Origin of the sequence: Kitasatospora sp. NPDC057500 (assembly GCF_042802195.1) — a bacterium.
Lineage (GTDB): Bacteria > Actinomycetota > Actinomycetes > Streptomycetales > Streptomycetaceae > Kitasatospora.
The window spans coordinates 1-20,837 of the sequence record NZ_JBHVER010000148.1 but is presented as its reverse complement, the minus strand read 5'-3'; the positions used below and the strand labels follow the sequence as shown (position 1 = coordinate 20,837).

Below are 20,837 nucleotides of genomic sequence, written 5' to 3'. Positions count from 1 at the left end.
CCTCCGGAGAGGTGGCGGCGGTCCTTTCGTCGCTTCGGTCAGGCCTTGCGGAGCTGGAAGGCGAGGCCGAGGGAGTCGTCGGAGAAGGTGTCGGACTGCCAGTCGGCGGCGCCGGCGGCGAAGTCGGTGGCCAGCACCTCCTCGGCGACGAGGGCACCGTGCTCGGCGATGGCCTCCGCGGTCTCGTCGCTGGTGGCCCGCCAGCGCAGCACGATCCGGTCGGCGACGTCCAGGCCGGAGTTCTTGCGGGCCTCCTGGATCTGGCGGATGGCGTCACGGGCGATGCCGAGGCGCTTCAGCTCGGGGGTGATCGCCAGGTCGAGGGCGACGGTGGCACCGGACTCGTTGGCGACGGCCCAGCCCTCGCGCGGGGTCTCGGTGATGATCACCTCATCGGGGGAGAGGACGACGCTCTCGCCGTTCAGCTCGACGGAGGTGGTGCCCTCCGCGCGCAGTTCGGCGGCGAGCCTGGCGGCGTCCGCGGCGGCGACCGCCTTGGCGACGTCCTGCACGCCCTTGCCGAAACGCTTGCCCAGCGCACGGAAGTTGGCCTTGGCGGTGGTGTCGACCAGCGAGCCGCCGCCTGCCCCGGAAGGGGACGACGCCGCAAGGGACTCCAGGGCGGAGACGTTGAGCTCCTCGGCGATCTGCGCGCGCAGGTCGGCGGGCAGCTCGTCCCAGCCCTGGGCGGCGACCAGCGCCCGGGACAGCGGCTGACGGGTCTTCACGCCGGACTCGGCGCGGGTGGCCCGGCCGAGCTCGACCAGGCGGCGGACCAGCGCCATGTGCCGGGAGAGGTCGGCGTCGACCAGCGACTCGTCCGCCACCGGCCAGCTCGCCAGGTGGACCGAGGCCGGCGCGTCCGGGGCGACCGGGACGACCAGGTCCTGCCAGACCTGCTCGGTGATGAACGGGGTGAGCGGGGCCATCAGCCGGGTGACGGTCTCCAGCGCCTCGTGCAGGGTGGCGAGCGCGGCGGCGTCACCCTGCCAGAAGCGGCGGCGGCCGCGGCGCACGTACCAGTTGGAGAGGTCGTCGACGAAGCCGGAGAGCAGCTTGCCGGCGCGCTGGGTGTCGTACGCCTCGAAGGCCGCGTCGACCTCGCGGACCAGGGTGTTCAGCTCGGAGAGCACCCAGCGGTCCAGCTGCGGGCGGTCGGCCGGGGCCGGGTCGGCCGCGGACGGCGCCCAGCCGCAGGTGCGGGCGTAGAGGGCCTGGAAGGCGACGGTGTTCCAGTAGGTGAGGAGGGTCTTGCGGACCACCTCCTGGATCGTGCCGTGGCCGACCCGGCGGGCCGACCAGGGCGAGCCGCCGGCGGCCATGAACCAGCGGACGGCGTCGGCGCCGTGCTGGTCCATCAGCGGGATCGGCTGCAGGATGTTGCCCAGGTGCTTGGACATCTTGCGGCCGTCCTCGGCCAGGATGTGGCCCAGGCAGACGACGTTCTCGTAGCTGTTCCGGTCGAACACCAGGGTGCCGACGGCCATCAGGGTGTAGAACCAGCCGCGGGTCTGGTCGATCGCCTCGGAGATGAACTGCGCCGGGTAGCGCTTCTCGAACAGCTCCTTGTTCTGGTACGGGTAGCCGTACTGGGCGAAGGGCATCGAGCCCGAGTCGTACCAGGCGTCGATGACCTCGGGCACCCGGGTGGCGGTGCCGCCGCAGTCGCGGCAGGCGAAGGTGACCTCGTCGATGTACGGGCGGTGCGGGTCCAGGCCGCTCTGGTCGGTGCCGGTCAGCTCGGTGAGCTCGGCCAGCGAGCCGACACAGGTGAGGTGGCCCTCCTCGCAGCGCCAGATCGGCAGCGGGGTGCCCCAGTAGCGGTTGCGGCTGAGCGCCCAGTCGATGTTGTTGTTCAGCCAGTCGCCGAAGCGGCCGTGCTTGACGTTCTCGGGGAACCAGTTGGTGGCCTCGTTCTCCCGGACCAGGGCGTCCTTGACCGCGGTGGTGCGGATGTACCAGGACGGCTGCGCGTAGTAGAGCAGCGCGGTGTGGCAGCGCCAGCAGTGCGGGTAGCTGTGCTCGTACGGCAGGTGGCGGAAGAGCAGGTCGCGGGCCTGGAGGTCCTTGACCAGGGCCTCGTCGGCCTTCTTGAAGAACTGGCCGCCGACCAGCGGGACCTCGGGGGCGAAGGTGCCGTCGGCCAGCACCGGGTTGACCACCGGCAGGCCGTACTTGCGGCAGGTCGCGAGGTCGTCGGCGCCGAAGGCGGGCGACTGGTGGACGATGCCGGTGCCGTCCTCGGTGGTGACGTACTCGGCGTTGAGGACGTAGTGCGCGTCCTCGATCTCGACCAGGTCGAACGGGCGGCGGTAGGCCCAGCGCTCCATCTCGGCGCCGGTGAAGGACTCGCCGGTCGGCTCCCAGCCCTCGCCGAGGGCCTTGGCCAGCAGCGGCTCGGCGACCACCAGCTGCTCGGTGCCGTCGGTGGCCACCACGTAGGTGACCTCGGGGTGCACGGCGGCGGCGGTGTTGGAGACCAGGGTCCACGGGGTGGTGGTCCACACCAGCAGGGCGGCCCGGCCGGCCAGCGGGCCGCCGGTCAGCGGGAAGCGGACGAAGACCGAGGGGTCGACGACGGTCTCGTAGCCCTGGGCCAGCTCGTGGTCGGACAGGCCGGTGCCGCAGCGCGGGCACCAGGGGGCGACCCGGTGGTCCTGGACCAGCAGGCCCTTGTCGAAGATCTGCTTGAGCGACCACCAGACGGACTGCACGTAGGACGGGTCCATGGTGCGGTAGGCCTCGTCGAGGTCGACCCAGTAGCCCATCCGGGTGGTGAGCTCGGTGAACGCGTCGGTGTGGCGGGTCACCGACTCGCGGCACCTGGCGTTGAACTCGGCGATGCCGTACGCCTCGATGTCCTGCTTGCCGGAGAAGCCCAGCTCCTTCTCGACGGCCAGCTCGACCGGGAGGCCGTGGCAGTCCCAGCCGGCCTTGCGGGCGACGTGGTAGCCCTTCATGGTCCGGTAGCGGGGGAAGACGTCCTTGAAGACGCGGGCCTCGATGTGGTGGGCGCCGGGCATGCCGTTGGCGGTCGGCGGGCCCTCGTAGAAGACCCACTCCGGGCGGCCCTCGGACTGCTCCAGGCTGCGCTGGAACACCTTGTTGTCCTGCCAGAAGGAGAGGATCCGGTGTTCGAGGGCGGGCAGGTCGACCTGCGCGGGTACGGGGTTGTAGGTGCTGGCCATCGCGGGCGTCTACCTCCGGCGGATGCGTGGACGGGATCCGACGGAGGGACGAGACGGCGTGCCGTCCCGCGGTACCACCCTCCTTGGCCGCGGTACTGCGTGCGGCCCTCTTGTTTGGGCTTGCGGCCGGGTCTACTGGGCCGGCGAGTGGGATCGCGACCGTTCTTCCGGCGGCTCCGGGGTGATCTTCGCGCCGTGCACACCCCCGGGCTCGCACCGTCCCCGGGTCGCTGGTGGCTGCGTACTGCGGTACTCGTCCCCATCTGCGCCTTGCAGGCCCAGTGTATCGGCCGTCGCAAGTCGGTTTCGGCGCGCCGGGGCGGGGGGCACAACTCTGTTCGGCGTGCTGGGCGTGGCGCCTGTGACGTCTGGCCGGGTGGGATCATTGTGAGACGTCGGTATGTCATGTTGTGACCGTTTTTGATCGGGATTATCGTTCCGGCACTGGAGGCCGCCGGGAACCGGCGGCTCGATTCGTTCGTAGATGGGGTCGAAGCCATGGCTGAGAAGGCAACCGGCGCGGGTACCGCCACCAAGCGGACACGCAAGGCCGTGGCAGGCGACCCAGGGGAGGGGACCGTGACCACTACCGCACGGCGCAAGAACACCACCGACACCACCCTCGTGGCCCCGGGCCGCACCCGTACCCCGGCCGCGGCCGGCGCCAGGCCCGCCGGCGGCGGCGCCGAGTCGGTCGACCCGGCCGAGCTGCCGGTCCGCCCCGGCGAGGAGCCGTGGACCTCCGAGGAGGTGCACGAGCTGCACGCCGAGCTGATCAGCGACATCGACCGGCTCCAGCACGAGATCGGCGCGGCCGAGGCCGCCATCACCGGTCTGATGCGCGACTCCAACGACGGCGCCGGCGACGACCAGGTGGACGCCGGTACGAAGAACATCTCGCGGGAGAGCGAGCTGGCGCTGGCCAACAACGCCCGCGACAGCCTCGCCCAGACCGAGCACGCGCTGGCCCGGCTGGAGGGTGTCGGCTTCGGCACCTGCGAGTCCTGCGGCCAGGCCATCGGCAAGGCGCGGATGCAGGCCTTCCCGCGGGCCACGCTGTGCGTCCAGTGCAAGGCGAAGCAGGAACGTCGCTGACCGGTCCGGGCGAGCGGCCCGGGGAGACGCGGGGGGTCGGGCTTGCCGTAGGCTCGACCCCGTAACGTCGCCCGATCCCTCGGTGGACCGGGCTTCCCACCGGCCTCGGCCCACCACGTCACGGCAGCGGAGCGGATCATCAGTACGCAAGGTTCCCCCCAGACCCGGGACGAGTCCGTCCCGACGCCCGCCGACGTCGCGGCCGGGGCCGTCCCGGCAGACGGGGAGACGGCCGTCGCCGAGCCGCAGGCCCCGGCGGAGCCGGCGGCGTCCGTCCGGCCGGAGCCGGTCGGGGAGGCCGCGCCAGCGGCTGCGTCGGCCGCGGAGGGCGCGTCGGCCGCGGAGGCCGCACCGGCGGACGAGCCGAAGGGGCCCCGGCGGATCGGTGTGCTGCTGGTCGTCGCCCTGCTCGCCTTCCTGATCGACCTCGGCAGCAAGCTGCTGGTCGTGGCCCGGCTGGAGAACCACGCGGCGATCGAGGTGATCGGCGACGTGGTGACCTTCCAGGTGATCCGCAACTCCGGCGCAGCCTTCGGCATGGGGCAGGCGCTGACCGTCGTCTTCACCATGATCGCCTCGGCCGTCATCGTGGTGATCTGGCGGATCGCCCGGCGGCTGTACAGCCTGCCCTGGGCGATCGCGCTCGGCCTGCTGCTCGGCGGGGCGCTCGGCAACCTCACCGACCGGCTGTTCCGCTCGCCCGGCGTCTTCCGCGGGCACGTGGTGGACTTCATCTCCGTCCAGCACTTCGCGGTCTTCAACCTCGCCGACTCGGCGATCGTCTGCGGCGGCATCCTCGTCGTCCTGCTCTCCTTCCGCGGCAGCAACCCGGACGGCACCGTGCACCAGCCGGTGGAGAAGGACGCGAAGGCGGGCAAGGCCGAGTAGCAGCACCCGGCGCCCCGGCGGCGTCCGGCGGGGCTGCGCGCGTCCGGCATACTCGTACGGGTGAGTACCGCAGCGCAGATCCGCAGCCTCCCCGTTCCCGACGGCCTGGAGGGCGAGCGCCTCGACGCCGCCCTCGCCCGGATGTTCGGCTTCTCCCGGACCAAGGCCGCCGAGCTGGCCGCCGACGGGAAGGTGACGCTGGACGGCGCCGTCGCCGGCAAGTCCGACCGGGTCACCGCCGGCTCCTGGCTGGAGGTCGAGATCCCGGCGCCCGCCGCGCCGGTGCGGATCGTCGCCGAGGCGGTCGAGGGCATGCGCATCGTCCACGACGACGAGGACATCGTGCTCGTCGACAAGCCGGTCGGCGTCGCCGCGCACCCCAGCCCCGGCTGGACCGGTCCCACCGTGATCGGCGGGCTGGCCGCGGCCGGCTACCGGATCTCCACCTCGGGCGCCGCCGAGCGCCAGGGCATCGTGCACCGGCTCGACGTCGGCACCTCCGGGCTGATGGTGGTGGCCAAGTCGGAGCGCGCCTACACCGACCTCAAGCGGCAGTTCCACGACCGGGTGACCGAGAAGAAGTACCACACCCTGGTCCAGGGCCACCCGGACCCGCTCAGCGGCACCGTCGACGCGCCGATCGGGCGGCACCCCAGCTCCGACTGGAAGTGGGCCGTCACCCGCGAGGGCAAGCCGTCCGTCACCCACTACGACCTCATCGAGGCCTACCGGGCCGCGTCGCTGCTGGACATCAAGCTGGAGACCGGCCGCACCCACCAGATCCGCGTCCACATGTCCGCGCTGCGCCACCCCTGCGTCGGCGACCTCACCTACGGCGCCGACCCGACGCTCGCCAAGCGGCTGGGCCTGACCCGGCAGTGGCTGCACGCGGTCTCGCTCGGGTTCGAGCACCCGGCGGACGGCGAGTGGGTGCAGTTCGCCAGCGAGTACCCGGCGGACCTGCGCAAGGCGCTGGACATCATCGCGTCGGAGAGCTGAGGGCAACGGGATGGCCGGGACGATCCGGGTGGCGCGGGACGAGGCCGACCTCGCGCTGGTGCACGGCGTGCGGCGGGACGTCTTCATCGTCGAGCAGGGGATCTCCGAGGAGGAGGAGTGGGACGACCTCGACCCCGCCTCGGAGCACCTGCTGGCGCTCGACCCGGACGGTGAGCCGGTCGGGACCGCCCGGCTGATCTTCGGCGAGCAGGCGCTGCGGATCACCGGCGGGATCGAGGGGCGGGTGCTGCTCGGCCGGCTCGCGGTGCTGAAGGCGGCCCGGGGGACCGGGCTCGGCGCCGAGCTGGTGCGGGCGGTCGAGGCCGCGGGGCGGGCGCGCGGGGCGCGCGAGGTGGAGCTGCACGCGCAGGTGCAGGCGCTCGGGTTCTACGAGCGCCTGGGGTACACGGCCGAGGGGCCGGTGTACGACGACGCCGGCATCCCGCACCGGACCATGACCAGGGTGCTGTAGCGGCGGTGCTCCGGCGGCCCCGGGCCCGCCCGGGGGCCGGTGGTTTTATCGGACGCCTACTCCGGGGGCGGCTACGATCACCGCCATGGAGCTCGGTGGGGCGTGGCGCCGGTGGCGAGGCCGTGGGACGGCCGCCGGACGGAGACTGGTGGCCGGGGCGGTGGCCCTGCTGGTCGTCGCCGGGGCCGGGACGGCGGTGGCCGTCGCGGCCGGCGGTGAGCGGTCCGTCCGGCAGGAGGACCGTTTCCTCGCGATGCCCGAGACCCCCGGCAGCACCCAGGTCGTCCAGCTGGACACCTCGTTCTTCACCACCGGTGACAGCCCGCGCCCGGCCGTCCTGCTCGGGCACGGCTTCGGCGGCTCCAAGGAGGGCGAGCGGGAACGCGCCCAGGAACTCGCCCGGCAGGGGTACGCGGTGCTGACCTGGTCGGCGCGCGGCTTCGGGCGCTCCGGCGGGCGGATCGGGCTGAACGCGCCGGACCGCGAGGTCGAGGACGTCAAGCACCTGGTCGACTGGCTGGCGCAGCGCCCCGAGGTGCGGCTGGACGCCCCCGGGGACCCCCGGGTGGGGATCACCGGCGCCTCCTACGGCGGCGCGGTGGCGCTGCTCGGCTCGGCGTACGACAGCCGGATCGACGCCGTGGCCAGCGCGATCACCTGGTGGAACCTGGCCGACGCGCTGTTCCCGCAGGGGGTGCGCGGCTCGGGCGCCGTCGACGGCGTGTTCAAGCGGCTCTGGGCCGGGATCTTCTTCACCACCGGCTCGGTGGGCGAGCTCGGCCCCTCCGGCGGTGCGGCGCGGCCTGCCCTGGCGCCCGAGCAGGTCGGCGGACAGGTCGGCTGCGGCCGGTTCCTGGACGAGCTGTGCCGGATGTACGACCGGGTGGCGACCTCCGGGCGCGCCGACCCGGAGGCCGTCGCGCTGCTCGACCGCTCCAGCCCGTCCTCGGTCGCCGAGCGGCTGAAGGCGCCCACGTTGGTGATCCAGGGGCAGCAGGACTCGCTGTTCCCGCTCGACCAGGGCGACGCGATCGCGCGGGCGGTGGCCGCCAACGGCGCGCCGGTGGCGGTGGACTGGTTCGCCGGCGGGCACGACGGCGCGACCGACACCAGCGCGCGGGTGGACGCCCGGACGGTGGGGTGGTTCGACCGCTACCTGAAGGACGGTGCGGGTGACACCGGCGCGGCGTTCCGGGTGACCCGGACCGGTGGCGTCGACTCGACGGGTTTCCAGGCGGTGCTGCGCGGGGCCACCGCGGACGCCTACCCGGGCCTCGGCGGCACCGGCTCGCGGCAGTTCGACCTGAAGGCCCCCACCGGCGAGCCCGAGCAGGCCTTCGCCAACCCGGCCGGCGGCTCGCCGCCCAACATCTCCGCGCTGCCGGGCTTCGGCGGCGCGCTCAGCCAGGCGTCCTCGCTGGGCGCCGGGTTGTCGCTGGACTTCCCCGGCCAGTTCGCCGCCTTCGAGTCGGCGCCGCTGGACGCCTCGGTGCACCTGACCGGACAGCCGACCGTGCCGGTCCGGGTGCGGGCCGACCGGCCGGACGCGGTGCTCTTCGCCAAGCTGTACGACGTCGCCCCGGACGGCCGGCAGAGCCTGCCGCAGCAGCTCTCCGCGCCGCTGCGGGTGACCGGCGCGGACGCGCCCGAGGGCCGGACCGTCACGGTGGCGCTGCCCACCGTCGACCACACCTTCGACGCCGGGCACCGGCTGCGGCTGGTGCTCGCCTCCACCGACCTCGCGTACGCCTCGCCCGTCGAGCCCGCCACCTACCGGGCGGCCGTCACCGGACCGGTGACCCTGCCGACCGTGGACGGGCTGGTCACCGAGGCGGCCCCGCTGCCGTCCCGGACCTGGGTGCTGCCGCTGGTGGCGCTCGCGCTGGCCGCCGCGCTGGTACTGGTGCCACGGCTGCGCGCGGCCCGCTCCGCGCGCCGGGCGCACGGACCGGCGTACGATCCGGCGCTCGCCGGGGTCCCGCTCCAGATCACCGGCCTGAGCAAGCGCTACAAGGGCGCCGCCGACCGGTACGCCGTCCGTGACCTGGGCTTCCGGGTCGAACAGGGCCAGGTGCTCGGCCTGCTGGGCCCCAACGGTGCGGGCAAGACCACCACGCTGCGGATGCTGATGGGCCTGATCCGCCCGGACGCCGGCGAGATCCGGATCTTCGGCCACCGGGTGCGGCCCGGCGCGCCGGTGCTCTCCCGGGTCGGCGCCTTCGTCGAGGGCGCGGGCTTCCTGCCGCACCTCACCGGGCGGGCCAACCTGCGGCTGTACTGGCAGGCCACCGGCCGCCCCGAGGCGGACGCCCACCTGGAGGAGGCGCTGGCGATCGCCGGGCTCGGCGAGGCACTGGACCGGGCGGTGCGCACCTACTCGCAGGGCATGCGGCAGCGCCTCGCGATCGCCCAGGCGATGCTCGGCCTGCCGGACCTGCTGATCCTCGACGAGCCGACCAACGGGCTCGACCCGCCGCAGATCCGTGAGATGCGCGAGGTGATGATCCGGTACGCGGCGGCCGGACGGACCGTCATCGTCTCCAGCCACCTGCTGTCCGAGGTCGAGCAGAGCTGCACCGACCTGGTGGTGATGGACCGGGGCCGGCTGGTCACCACCGGCGCGGTCGCGGAGATCGTCGGCGCGGGCGCGCAGTTGCTGATCGGCACCGACGCCTCGTTCGGGGCGGCGGACCTGGCGGCGGCGGCCGACAAGGTGGCCGCGCTGGACGGGGTCGGGTCGGCCGAGGCGGTGGAGGGCGGACTGCTCGTCCGGCTGGACGGCATGGCGGGCAGCCGACTGCTCGCCGAACTGGTGCGGCTCGGGGTGCCGGTGGAGTCGGCCGGTCCGCAGCGCCGGCTGGAGGACGCGTTCCTGTCGCTGATCGGAGGTGCGGCGTGAGCGCCGTGGGTGCTGAGGTGTCGGCCGATCACGCGGCCGGCTACCGGGCCGGGCGGACACTGCCGTTCCGGGTCGAGGTGGTCCGTCAGCTGCGGCGCCGCCGGACGCTGGTGGTCGGCGGGGTGCTGGCCGCGATGCCGCTGGTCGTGCTGGCGGCGTTCGCGGTCGCGGGGACCCCCGGGCGGGAGGGTCGGACCAGCTTCATCGAGCTGGCCACCTCGTCCGGGCCGAACTTCGCGGTCACCATGCTCTTCATGGGGACCGGCTTCATGCTGGTCGTCCCGGTCGCGCTGTTCTGCGGCGACACGGTGGCCTCGGAGGCCAGCTGGTCCTCGCTGCGCTACCTGCTGGCCGCGCCGGTGCCGCGGGCGCGGCTGCTGGTGCGCAAGTTCCTGGTGGGGCTGCTCTTCTCGGCGACGGCCGTGGCGCTGCTGCCACTGGTCGGGCTGCTGGTCGGCACCATGGCGTACGGCTGGGGGGACCTCCGGCTGCCGGCCGGGGCCAGTCTGACCGCCGGGGACGCGCTGCCGCGGCTGGCGGTGGCGGTGGTGTACGTCTTCCTGAGCGAGATCGTGATCGCCGCGGCGGCGTTCTGGCTCTCCACCGCCACGGACGCGCCGCTGGGGGCGGTCGGCGGGGCGGTGTTCGCCTCGATCATCACCGGGGTGCTGGACGCGATCACGGCGCTCGGCGACCTGCGGGCCTGGCTGCCGGCGCACTGGCAGTACGCGTGGGCGGACGCCCTGCAGCCACGGATGGAGTGGGGCGGCATGGTGCAGGGCGTCTCGCTGTCGCTGTCCTACGCGGTGGTGCTGCTGGCGCTCGCCTTCCGGGGGTTCACCCGCAAGGACGTGGTGTCGTAGCGGTTCGCGGGACGGTCCCGCCCGCGGCCTCCGGCGCGGGGGCCGGGGCGGGACCGGGCGCTGCTGCCTACCGGGTGGCGTCGGTGGCGTCGGCGGGCCCGGCCGCGGCGCGCCGCCGGGCCCGGTGGACCAGCACGCCGCCCGCGGCGACGAGCAGGCCGCCGGCCGCGATCAGGCCGGCCACCGGTGCGCCGGTGTCGGGCAGGCTGCTACCGCCGTTGTGGTGCGGCGGGGTCGGCTGCGGGGCGGAGTCGTTGTCGTGGGGCTTGTCGTGGGGCTTGTCGTGGCCGCCTCCGTGTCCGTCCCCCGGCCGCCTCCGTGGCCGGGGTGGCCGGGTGGCTGCTGGGGTGGTTGCCGGGGCAGCCCTCGTGGTCGTTCCCCTTCGGCGGGCAGGTGGCGACGGTGATGCGGAGCTCCGCGTCCGGACTGCGGACCTGTCCGCCCTGCGGGTCGGTGCCGGTGGCGTGGGCGCGGTTCGTCACATGGCCGGCCTTGCCGTCGTCGGCGGTGACGACGTAGGTCGCGTGGCAGGTGGCCGTCCGGCCGGGGTCGAGGGCGGTGCGGTCGCAGGTGACGTTCGACGCGTGGTCGTCGGTGACCGCGAGGTTGCCGACCGTGGTTCCGCCGGTGTTGGTGTAGGTGTAGGTGACGGTGCCACCGACGCGGACCGGGCCGGAGTTGTCGGCGGTCTTGGTGATGCTCAGTTTCGCCGCCCCGGTGGCGACCGGCAGCTCGACCCGGGCGTCGGGGCTGCGGACAGTGCCGCCCTGGGGGTCGGTGCCGGTGGCGTGGGCGGTGTTGGTGAGGTGGCCGAGGGGTGCGGTGGTGCGGCGGCCCGGGCGGTGGCGCCGGTCAGGCCGGTGCCGAGGATTCCCAGTGCCGCGGTGGTGGTGACGAGGCGGGCCGTTCGGGCGCGGAGCCACGGGGGACCCCCGGATTCTCTGGTCATGCCGTCACTATGTGCGACAAGCGCACAGTGTGACGTTGTGAACGTTCTGGGCGACTCTCAAGGATCGCCCGGACGAACGAGACCGCTCCGTCCGCGTGCCCGGGCGGCAGCGGCCCCGCCCTCCGGGGGTGGCCGGAGGGCGGGGCCTGTGCGGTGGTGGCTACCTGACGGGGGAGTGGACCCGCTCGATCTGCTGGGTGCCGGACTTGGTGCGGTAGGAGCGCGACCACTTGCTGGTGGCGTCCTTGCGGGTCCGGTCGGAGAGGACGTAGTAGTCCATCTGCGTCTGGGCCGGGGTGACCTCCAGGACGCCGTAGCCGTGCGAGTCCAGGTCCACCCACTTGACGTGCCGGTTGGCGCCCTTGATCGCGGCGGCCGCGACCAGCGAGAGGGTCTGCGGCGCGACCTTGAGGAAGTCGTCGATGTTGTCCGAGGTGACGGAGGTGACCACGAACTCGGTCGCGGCGCTGCCCGACAGCGGGTAGGTGGCGGCCTCGTACGGGACGTCCGAGGCCCAGGCCGAGTGGATGTCGCCGGTGAGGAAGACGGTGTTGGTGATGCCGTTCGCCTTGAGGTGGCCGAGCAGCTCGCGGCGGTCGTGGGTGTAGCCGTCCCACTGGTCGGTGTTGATCGCCAGGCCCTCGCCGGGCAGGCCGAGCAGTTCGGCGAGCGGGCGCAGCAGGTAGTCGGGCAGCGCGAAGAAGGCGACCGGGGAGATCATCACCTCGTTGCCGATCAGGCGCCAGGCGGTGTCGGAGGAGGCGAGTCCGGCCTTCAGCCAGTCCATCTGGGCGCGGCCGGTGATGGTGCGGCCGGCCGAGTCGACCTCGCCGTTGCCGACCTTGACCTGCTCGGAGCGGAACGAGCGCTGGTCCAGCAGGTGCAGGTCGGCCAGCTTGCCGTAGCGCAGGCGGCGGTAGGTGGTGCCGGCGACGGACGGGCGGACCGGCATCCACTCGAAGTAGGCCTGCTTGGCGGAGGCCGCCCGGGCCGCCCAGTCGCCCTCGGCGCCGGGGGTGTGGTTCTCGGCGCCGCCGGACCAGGCGTCGTTGGCGATCTCGTGGTCGTCCCAGATCGCGATGGTCGGGACCTGGGCGTGCAGGGCCTGGAGGTCCTCGTCGGTCTTGTACCGGCCGTGGCGGGTGCGGTAGTCGGCGAGGGTGAGGATCTCGTGGGCGGGCGCGTGCGGGCGGACCACGGAGCCGGCGGCGCAGAACTCGCCGGTCCGGTACTCGTAGATGTAGTCGCCGAGGAAGAGGAAGGCGTCGAGGTCGCCGCGGGCCGCCAGGTGGCGGTAGGCGGAGAAGTAGCCGGCCTCCCAGTTGGCGCAGGACGCCACGCCGAAGCGGAGCCGGTCGAGCGCGGCGTCGGCGGCCGGGGTGGTGCGGGTGCGGCCGACCGGGGAGGTGGTGGCGCCGGCGGTGAAGCGGTACCAGTAGGCGGTGTCCGGGGTGAGGCCGCGGACGTCCGCCTTCACGGTGTGGTCGGTGGCGGCGGAGGTGGTCACGGTGCCGCTCGCCGCGATCCGGGTGAAGCCCTTGTCGGCGGCGAGCTCCCAGCGGACCTCGGTGCCGGCGCCCAGGCCGGAGCCGGGGACGGCCTCGGGGGCCGGGGTGACGCGGGTCCAGAGCAGGATGCCGTCGGGCAGCGGGTCGCCGGACGCGACGCCGTGCAGGAACTGAGGGGCGGTGGCGGCCTGGGCCGCGGCACCGAGGGCCAGCGGCAGGGTGGCGGCGCCCGCGGCGATGGCGGTGGCCTTGAGCACCTGGCGGCGGCGGGGGCGGGCGGCGGTCATGTCATCGACAAGGTCAGTCACGGCGGAAAGGCTACCGATGGGTAACGAGCTGTTCCATAGGATGAACTGACTGTTTGTCGTCGATTCACCGGTGCGTGACGTCCCGCCACCCCGCCGGGTGGACGCGGCCACCTGGCGGCCATGCGCGATGATGGAGTGGTTCCCGTCCGCTGCAAGGAAGTCCTCCCCCGTGGCCCAGATCCTGCTCCTGCACTCCGTGTACGGCCTGCGTCCCGCCGTCCACACCGCCGCCGACCGGCTGCGCGCCGCCGGGCACACCGTGCACACCCCGGACCTCTTCGAGGGCCGGACCTTCGAGGACGTCGAGGCGGGCATGGCGTACAAGGAGGAGGTCGGCAGCGAGGAACTGCTGCGCCGGGCGGTGGGCGCCGCCGCCCCGCTGCTGACCTCCGGCACCGCCCTCGTCTACGCCGGCCTCTCCCTCGGCGGATCGCTCGCCCAGAACCTCGCCCTCGCCGACGAGAACGCCCGCGGCCTGCTCCTCCTGCACGGCACCTCCGACATCCGCGAGGACGCGGCCACCGCCATCCCCGTCCAGCTCCACGTCGCCGAGCCCGACCCGTTCGAGCCGGAGGACTGGCTGAACGCCTGGTACCTCAACATGCGCAAGGCCGGTGCCGACGTCGAGATCCACCGCTACCACGGCGCCGGCCACCTCTTCACCGACCCCGACCTGGCGGACTACGACGCCGAGGCCGCCGAGCGGGCGTGGGCCGTGGCCCTGGACTTCCTCGCGGAGCTGGACGCGTAGGGGGCCGTCCTTGAACACGGGCCTGACGCCGGAGGAACGGGCGCTGCGCGACTACCTCGCGCGCCGCTGCGAGGACGTCGCCAAGGTGGGCTTCACCTGCCGCGACGGGCGGGAGTTCCTGGGCTGGATAGCGGAGGTCGCCGAGGACCGCGTCCTGCTGACCTGGGCACCCGGCCCCCTCGACGACCGCGACCCCGAGGACGAGTGGCTCCCCCTCGCCGCCATCCGCCCCCGAACCGCCGCCCACTACGACACCGCCACCCCGGGCTGGATCCCCTACTCGGGCTGAGCGGCCCTCGTCTGGCGTGGGAAGTCGGCCTGGCCGACTTCCCGTGCCAGAGGGGGAAGGTCCGGCTGAGGGCCGCGGCATGATCGTCAGCTGGTCACCTTCACCCGGAGCAGATGTTCAGGCCGGCCGTCGAGCACGGCCGGGGCCGGGACCCTGCGGAAGGCCGCTACATCGATGTCGGCGCGGTCTTGGTGGTGGGAGCCGCTGGCGGAGGGGAAGGTGGTCTGCGCCTTGGTGGGGCTGGGCGGGGGAGGATGTGGGGGTGACGAGGATGAGTGATGGGCGGTATGCGCCGGCGGGGTCGTTGATCGGGATGGTGCAGCGGGGGCGGGGGTTGGGGGCCCGGATGGCTGTGGAGGATCCGGTGGGGGTGGCGGAGATTGTTCACGGGTGTCTGCGGTGGGACTGGCGGTGGGACGGGCTTGATGAGCGGGGGGTGTATCTGGCGCGGTTGGTGAGGGATCTGGGGCTGGAGCTCGGGCCGGTGGTGGAGGGGTTGGCCGGGGGCGAGGAGCGGTGTGAGCGGGCGGCGAGGGTGCTGGAGCTGCTGGCGCTGAGCGGGTCATGGGAGGCGCGGGAGGCGCTGCGCGAGTATGTGGGAGAGGGGGAGCACTGGCGGGATGTGCTGGAGGAGATGGCGCGTGAGTGGCCGGTGGGGTGGTGGGAGGACCTGGGGGCGGTCGTGCGGGCGCGGATGAAGGGGGACGAGGCGGATCTGTGGGGGGAGCCGTGGGCTCGCTGGGGAATGGAGACGAGGCACCCGGAGGATGGGCCCGGATCGGCCGATCCTCTGGCGGCGGAGACGAACGCACGGCTCGTGGAGCTGCTGGCGGATCCGGGGGAGCGGGGGCGGTGGGGGGACGTGGTGCGGCTGTTGGCTCGGCGGGAGCCGGAGCCCGGGTTGCTGCCGTGGGTGCCGTCGCTGGGGTCGGCGGACGGGGAGCGTCCATTGCCGTTGCTGCCGCGTGCGGTGCGGATTCTGGGGGCGGCGGCGGTTCCCGCCGCACGGGAGTGGGTTGCGGCGGAGCAGGAGTGGTTGGCCGGGCTCGGGCACACGGTGCTCGCCGATTTCGGGGACGTGGAGGACATCCCCGTCCTGGTGGCCGGGTTGGAGCGGGACTGGGTGGAGAAGCGGTGGTGCGGACCGGATCGGACGGCGCGGGGGTTGACGCGGTTCGGGCGTGAGGCGCGGGAGGCGGCGTCGCTGCTGCGGCGGTTCTGGTTGTGGACGCCGCACTCGTACGAGCGGGCCGGGTATCTGGAGGCGTTGGCGGCGATCGATCCGGCGGGGTTGGACGGGATCTACGTGGAGTGTCTTTGGGACTGTGAGGACGCCGCGCGGTTGATGGGGGTGGAGCGGGCGCCGGACCAGCCCGACGTGAGGGAGAGGTTGGCGTACCTCAGGGACGACGCGATGGAGACGGCGGAGGTCAGGGCCGCCGCCTCGGCGCGGCTGGCGGCCCTGACCGGGAAGGGTTAGAGGCCCGGGATGCGGTTGTTGCGGTAGAGGTCGACGAAGAGCTGGTGGTCGGCGCGGGCCCGGGCGCCGTAGGCGTGGGCGAAGTCGACGAGCATCGCCGTGAAGCCCGCCTCGTCGCGGCTGATGGCCTCGTGGATGGCGTGCTCGGTGGAGAACGGGACCAGCGTGTGGCCGCTGGAGGACTCGTCGGCGGCGGCGTGCATGGTGGCCGTCGCCCGGCCGAGGTACTCGGTGACCGTGAGCAGGTCGGGCAGCTCGTTGAGGTCGCGCCAGTCGAGGTCGGTGGCGTACGGGGACACCTCGGCGACCAGCTGGCCGCGGCCGCGCAGGGTGGTGTACCCCAGCCACGGGTCGCTGTGGGACTGGAGGGCGCGCTGGGAGATCACCGTGCGGTGGCCCTCGTGCTCGAAGTAGCCGGCGATCGCGGGATCGGTGACGTGACGCGAGACGGCCGGGGTCTGGCCCTGCTTCATGTAGATGATCACGTCGTTCTCAAGGGCGTCGGTGTGGCCTTCGAGGAGCACGTTGTAGGAGGGCAGGCCCGCCGAGCCGATGCCGATGCCCCGGCGGCCGACCACGTCCTTCACCCGCAGGGCCGCCGGGCGCAGCCGGGAGGACGGCGGCAGGGTGGCCAGGTACTCCTCGAAGGCGGCGAGGACCTCGGCCTTGGTGGGCTCGTCCAGTTCGATCGCGCCGCCGCCGAGGCGGAAGCGGCGGTCGTAGCCCTCGATCACGGTGTCGCCGTCCAGCAGGGAGACCCGGGTCTGCAGCCGGGCCTGCTGGAGGGTGGCGAGGATCGGCCCGCCGGTGGTGTCCAGGGTGTACGGGACCGCGTCGCCGGTGGTGACGTGGGCGGAGATCCGGCGGCGGTAGGCGTCGGCGAAGGAGGTGACCAGTTCGGTGATGGTCGCGTCGGAGAGCGCCTTGGCGTACCCGATCAGCGCGAGCGAGGCGGCCAGGCGCTGGACGTCCCAGGTGAAGGCGCCGACGTAGGCCTCGTCGAAGTCGTTGACGTTGAAGACCAGTCGGCCCTCGGCGTTGAGGTAGGTGCCGAAGTTCTCCGCGTGCAGGTCGCCGTGGATCCAGACCCGGCTGGTGCGGTCGTCGAGGAAGGGGCCGGCGAAGGAGGAGAACGGTCCGTCGGCGAGGTCGGCGTAGTAGAGGGCGGCGGTGCCCCGGTAGAAGGCGAACGCCGAGGCGGCCATCTTCCGGAACTTCACGCGGAAGGCCGCCGGGTCCTGGGCGAGCAGGTCGCCGAAGGCCGTGTCGAAGACTCCGAGTACGGCCTCGGCACGGTCGGTGACGGCGGGCTGCGGGTGAGGCATGGGCGATCCTTCGGGGCGCGGCGGGTGGCCGGGGACAGCTGCGTCTGGAGGCTAGAGTAGGAACGTGAACGTGTGAGTGCTGGTCCGGGCCCTGGTAGTGGCCCGGGCCGCAACTGTTTCCAGGCACCTTCTGCGACCTGCGCGTTCGCCGGCCCACCTGCCAGCACCGAGCCTACGGAGGCCCCGCCTTGAGCGATCAGCCGTTCGCGCATCTGCACGTTCACACCGAGTACTCGATGCTGGACGGTGCCGCCCGGCTGAAGCAGATGTTCAAGGAGGTCGAGCGGCTGGGCCAGACGCACGTCGCGATGACCGACCACGGCAACATGTACGGTGCGGCCGAGTTCCACAAGCAGGCCACCGCCGCCGGCATCACCCCGGTGATCGGCATCGAGGCGTACGTCGCCCCGGAGGCCCGGTCGAACACCAAGCGCATCCTGTGGGGCCAGCCGCACCAGAAGAAGGACGACGTCTCGGCGTCCGGCGCCTACACCCACAAGACCATCTGGGCCCGGAACAAGGAGGGCCTGCACAACCTCTTCAAGCTGACCTCGCGCTCCTACTCCGAGGGCTGGCTGGTCAAGTGGCCCCGGATGGACAAGGAGCTGATCTCCGAGCTGTCCGGCGGCCTGATGGCCACCACCGGCTGCCCCTCCGGCGAGCTGCAGACCCGGCTGCGCCTGGGCCAGTTCGACGAGGCGCTGAGGTCCGCCGCCGAGTACCAGGAGATCTTCGGCAAGGAGAACTACTTCCTGGAGCTGATGGACCACGGCCTCGACATCGAGAAGCGGGTCCGCGACGGGCTGATCGAGATCGGGAAGAAGCTCGGCATCCCGCCGGTCGTCACCAACGACTCGCACTACACCACCGAGGCCGACGCCGGAGCCCACGACCTGCTGCTCTGCGTGCAGACCGGCAAGAACCTCTCCGACCCGGACCGGTTCCGGTTCGACGGCACCGGCTACTACATCAAGTCGGCCGCCGAGATGTACGCCCTGGACCAGTCGGACGCCTGGCAGGAGGGCTGCCGCAACAGCCAGCTGCTGGTCGCCTCCCGGGTCGACACCGAGGGCATGTTCCAGTTCCGCAACCTCATGCCGCGCTTCCCGATCCCGGAGGGCTTCGAGTCCGAGGCGGACTTCTTCAAGTCCAAGGTCTGGGAAGGCATGGACTGGCGCTTCCCGAACGGGTACGACGAGGAGCACAAGAAGCTCGCCGAGTACGAGATGGACACCATCATCCAGATGGGGTTCCCGGCGTACTTCCTCGTGGTCGCCGACTTCATCATGTGGGCGAAGGACCAGGGCATCGCGGTGGGCCCCGGCCGTGGTTCGGCGGCCGGCTCGCTGGTCGCGTACGCCATGGGCATCACCGACCTCGACCCGATCCCGCACGGCCTGATCTTCGAGCGCTTCCTCAACCCCGAGCGCATCTCCATGCCCGATGTCGACATCGACTTCGACGAGCGCCGGCGCGGTGACGTGATCCGGTACGTGACGGAGAAGTGGGGATCCGACAAGGTCGCCATGATCGTCACCTACGGCACCATCAAGGCGAAGGCCGCCATCAAGGACTCCTCGCGGGTCCTCGGCTACCCGTACGCGATGGGCGACCGGATCACCAAGGCGATGCCGCCGGACGTGATGGGCAAGGGCATCCCGCTGTCCGGCATCACGGACAGCAGCCACCCGCGCTACAGCGAGGCCGGCGAGATCCGCGGGCTGTACGAGACCGACCCCGACGTGCGCAAGGTGATCGACACCGCGCGCGGCATCGAGGGCCTGATCCGCCAGCCCGGCGTGCACGCGGCCGGCGTCATCATGTCCGCCGAGCCGCTGACCGACCACATCCCGGTCTGGACCCGGCACACCGACGGCGTCACCATCACGCAGTTCGACTACCCCACCTGCGAGGGCCTCGGCCTTCTCAAGATGGACTTCCTCGGCCTGCGCAACCTGACGATCATGGACGACGCCGTCAAGGCGATCGAGAAGAACAAGGGCATCAAGATCAACCTGCTTGATCTGCCCCTGGACGACAAGCCGACCTACGAACTGCTGGCGCGTGGCGACACGCTCGGCGTCTTCCAGCTCGACGGCGGCCCCATGCGCTCGCTGCTGCGCCTGATGAAGCCCGACAACTTCGAGGACATCTCCGCCGTCCTGGCGCTGTACCGCCCCGGTCCGATGGGCGTCAACTCGCACACCAACTACGCGCTGCGCAAGAACGGCCAGCAGGAGATCACCCCGATCCACCCGGAGCTGGAGAAGCCCCTGGAGGAGGTGCTGCGGCCCACCTACGGCCTGATCGTCTACCAGGAGCAGGTGCAGAAGGCCGCGCAGATCCTGGCCGGCTACTCGCTCGGCCAGGCCGACCTGCTGCGCCGCGCGATGGGCAAGAAGAAGAAGGAGATCCTGGAGGCCGAGTTCGTCCCGTTCCAGAAGGGCTGCCGGGAGCGCGGCTACTCGGACGCGGCGATCCAGGCGGTGTGGGACGTGCTCGTCCCCTTCTCCGGCTACGCGTTCAACAAGGCCCACACGGCGGGCTACGGGCTGGTCTCGTACTGGACGGCGTACCTCAAGGCCAACTTCCCGGCCGAGTACATGTCCGGCCTGCTGACCTCGGTGAAGGACGACAAGGACAAGTCGGCCGTCTACCTCAACGAGTGCCGCAAGATGGGCATCAACGTCCTGCCGCCGGACGTCAACGAGTCGGACGCGGACTTCACCCCGCACGGTGACACCACCGTCCGGTTCGGCCTGACCGCCATCCGCAACGTCGGCGGCCCGGTCGTCGAGTCGATGATCCGGACCCGCAGGACCAAGGGGAAGTTCTCCTCCTTCCCGGACTTCCTGGAGAAGGTGGAGTCGGTGGTCTGCAACAAGCGGACCGTCGAATCGCTGATCAAGGCCGGTTCCTTCGACTCGCTCGGGCACACCCGCAAGGGCCTGACCGCGCAGTTCGAGCCGATGATCGACAACGTCGTCGGCATCAAGCGCAAGGAGGCCGAGGGGCAGTTCGACCTCTTCGGCGGCGACGCGACGAGCGACGAGCCGAGCTTCGGGCTGGACGTGGTCTTCTCCGAGGACGAGTGGGAGAAGTCCTTCCTGCTCACCCAGGAGCGGGAGATGCTCGGCCTGTACGTCTCCTCGCACCCGCTGCACGGCATCGAGCACGTGCTCGCCGACAAGGCGGACTGCGCGGTCGCCGACCTCGCCGAGCGGCCCGACGGGACGATCGTCACCATCGGCGGCATCATCTCGGGCCTCCAGCGGAAGATGACCAAGCAGGGCAACGCCTGGGCGATCGCGACGGTCGAGGACCTCGCCGGCTCGATCGACTGCATGTTCTTCCCGGCCAGCTACCAGCTGGTCTCCTCGCAGCTGGTCGAGGACGCGGTGGTGTTCGTCCGCGGCAAGCTGGACAAGCGCGAGGACGTGCCGCGGCTGATGGGAATGGAGCTGTCGGTCCCGGACCTGTCGAACGCGCATGCGGACGCGCCGATCATCATCAACATCCCCAGCGGCAAGGTGACGCCCCCGCTGGTGGCGCGGCTCGGCGAGGTGCTGAGCAGCCACCGGGGGACCACGGAGGTCCGGGTCCGGCTGGAGGCGCGGAGCAGGACGACGGTGCTGCGCCTGGACCGGCACCGGGTGAAGTCCGACCCGGCGCTGTTCGGGGACCTGAAGCAGCTGCTCGGGCCGAGCTGCCTGGCGGGCAACGGGACGAACTGATCCCCCGGTGGGCGCCCGTACCCCGCCCGGTACCGGCGCCCCCCCCTCCGCGGGGTGGGGCAGCGGGGCCGGCACCGCGGGGGGCAGGG

Annotated in this window: 15 protein-coding genes; 10 read left to right on the top strand and 5 right to left on the bottom strand. The window is 72.4% G+C overall.

Going from position 1 to position 20,837, the window contains the following annotated elements; translation table 11 throughout:
* Positions 1-38: 38 nt before the first annotated feature.
* Positions 39-3,188: an isoleucine--tRNA ligase gene (gene ileS / locus ACFU74_RS26445; RefSeq protein WP_380761030.1), complete on the bottom strand. Its 3,150-nt coding sequence runs from the start codon at positions 3,186-3,188 to the stop codon at positions 39-41.
* A gap of 579 nt (positions 3,189-3,767) precedes the next feature.
* Between ileS and ACFU74_RS26440 the strand changes: the two genes are divergently transcribed.
* From ACFU74_RS26440 to ACFU74_RS26415, 6 genes are all read left to right on the top strand, one after another.
* Positions 3,768-4,283: a TraR/DksA family transcriptional regulator gene (locus tag ACFU74_RS26440; RefSeq protein WP_380761028.1), complete on the top strand. Its 516-nt coding sequence runs from the start codon at positions 3,768-3,770 to the stop codon at positions 4,281-4,283.
* Between the two features lie 135 nt (positions 4,284-4,418).
* Positions 4,419-5,171 carry a signal peptidase II gene (lspA, locus tag ACFU74_RS26435; protein ID WP_380761038.1) on the top strand — a complete coding sequence of 251 codons (753 nt, stop codon included), beginning with the start codon at positions 4,419-4,421 and terminating at the stop codon, positions 5,169-5,171.
* A gap of 60 nt (positions 5,172-5,231) precedes the next feature.
* Positions 5,232-6,170: an RluA family pseudouridine synthase gene (locus tag ACFU74_RS26430; RefSeq protein ID WP_380761026.1), complete on the top strand. Its 939-nt coding sequence runs from the start codon at positions 5,232-5,234 to the stop codon at positions 6,168-6,170.
* Positions 6,171-6,180: 10 nt separating this feature from the next.
* Positions 6,181-6,642, top strand: coding sequence for a GNAT family N-acetyltransferase (locus ACFU74_RS26425; protein WP_380761024.1), 462 nt, complete (start codon positions 6,181-6,183; stop codon positions 6,640-6,642).
* 85 nt (positions 6,643-6,727) lie between these two features.
* Entirely contained in the window at positions 6,728-9,541 is a 2,814-nt protein-coding gene (locus tag ACFU74_RS26420) for an alpha/beta fold hydrolase (RefSeq protein ID WP_380761022.1), read from the top strand.
* Complete coding sequence (locus ACFU74_RS26415; protein WP_380761020.1) at positions 9,538-10,404, top strand: ABC transporter permease; 867 nt, start codon at positions 9,538-9,540, stop codon at positions 10,402-10,404. Before ACFU74_RS26420 ends, ACFU74_RS26415 begins: the two co-directional genes overlap by 4 nt.
* 67 nt (positions 10,405-10,471) lie before the next feature.
* Here the strand turns inward: ACFU74_RS26415 and ACFU74_RS26410 are convergent, their stop codons facing one another.
* The 3 genes from ACFU74_RS26410 to ACFU74_RS26400 all read right to left on the bottom strand — a co-directional run bounded on the left by ACFU74_RS26410 (position 10,472) and on the right by ACFU74_RS26400 (position 13,148).
* Complete coding sequence (locus tag ACFU74_RS26410) at positions 10,472-10,609, bottom strand: LPXTG cell wall anchor domain-containing protein (protein ID WP_380761036.1); 138 nt, start codon at positions 10,607-10,609, stop codon at positions 10,472-10,474.
* Between the two features lie 4 nt (positions 10,610-10,613).
* Complete coding sequence (locus ACFU74_RS26405) at positions 10,614-11,327, bottom strand: hypothetical protein (protein ID WP_380761018.1); 714 nt, start codon at positions 11,325-11,327, stop codon at positions 10,614-10,616.
* Positions 11,328-11,513: 186 nt separating this feature from the next.
* A complete protein-coding gene (locus ACFU74_RS26400) occupies positions 11,514-13,148 on the bottom strand; it encodes an alkaline phosphatase D family protein (RefSeq protein WP_380761034.1) in 1,635 nt (544 codons plus the stop codon).
* Positions 13,149-13,299: 151 nt separating this feature from the next.
* Between ACFU74_RS26400 and ACFU74_RS26395 the strand changes: the two genes are divergently transcribed.
* The 3 genes from ACFU74_RS26395 to ACFU74_RS26385 all read left to right on the top strand — a co-directional run bounded on the left by ACFU74_RS26395 (position 13,300) and on the right by ACFU74_RS26385 (position 15,689).
* Positions 13,300-13,920: a dienelactone hydrolase family protein gene (locus ACFU74_RS26395; RefSeq protein WP_380761032.1), complete on the top strand. Its 621-nt coding sequence runs from the start codon at positions 13,300-13,302 to the stop codon at positions 13,918-13,920.
* A gap of 10 nt (positions 13,921-13,930) precedes the next feature.
* Positions 13,931-14,209, top strand: coding sequence for a hypothetical protein (locus ACFU74_RS26390; protein WP_380761016.1), 279 nt, complete (start codon positions 13,931-13,933; stop codon positions 14,207-14,209).
* Between the two features lie 346 nt (positions 14,210-14,555).
* The gene (locus ACFU74_RS26385; protein ID WP_380761014.1) at positions 14,556-15,689 is read left to right on the top strand and encodes a hypothetical protein; all 1,134 of its coding nucleotides are present in this window, start codon (positions 14,556-14,558) and stop codon (positions 15,687-15,689) included.
* Here ACFU74_RS26385 and ACFU74_RS26380 read toward each other — a convergent pair.
* A complete protein-coding gene (locus ACFU74_RS26380; protein WP_380761012.1) occupies positions 15,686-17,014 on the bottom strand; it encodes a DUF2252 domain-containing protein in 1,329 nt (442 codons plus the stop codon). The genes ACFU74_RS26385 and ACFU74_RS26380 overlap by 4 nt on opposite strands.
* Positions 17,015-17,202: 188 nt before the next feature.
* Between ACFU74_RS26380 and dnaE the strand changes: the two genes are divergently transcribed.
* Entirely contained in the window at positions 17,203-20,748 is a 3,546-nt protein-coding gene (gene dnaE, locus ACFU74_RS26375; RefSeq protein WP_380761010.1) for a DNA polymerase III subunit alpha, read from the top strand.
* Positions 20,749-20,837: the final 89 nt, after the last annotated feature.

Excerpts from the sequence above, each read along its gene's own strand:
- ileS (WP_380761030.1), bottom strand. The coding sequence starts at position 3,188 with ATGGCCAGCACCTACAACCCCGTACCCGCGCAGGTCGACCTGCCCGCC.
- ACFU74_RS26425 (WP_380761024.1), top strand. The coding sequence starts at position 6,181 with ATGGCCGGGACGATCCGGGTGGCGCGGGACGAGGCCGACCTCGCGCTG.
- ACFU74_RS26420 (WP_380761022.1), top strand. The coding sequence starts at position 6,728 with ATGGAGCTCGGTGGGGCGTGGCGCCGGTGGCGAGGCCGTGGGACGGCC.
- ACFU74_RS26400 (WP_380761034.1), bottom strand. The coding sequence starts at position 13,148 with ATGACCGCCGCCCGCCCCCGCCGCCGCCAGGTGCTCAAGGCCACCGCC.
- ACFU74_RS26395 (WP_380761032.1), top strand. The coding sequence starts at position 13,300 with ATGGAGTGGTTCCCGTCCGCTGCAAGGAAGTCCTCCCCCGTGGCCCAG.
- ACFU74_RS26385 (WP_380761014.1), top strand. The coding sequence starts at position 14,556 with ATGGCTGTGGAGGATCCGGTGGGGGTGGCGGAGATTGTTCACGGGTGT.
- ACFU74_RS26380 (WP_380761012.1), bottom strand. The coding sequence starts at position 17,014 with ATGCCTCACCCGCAGCCCGCCGTCACCGACCGTGCCGAGGCCGTACTC.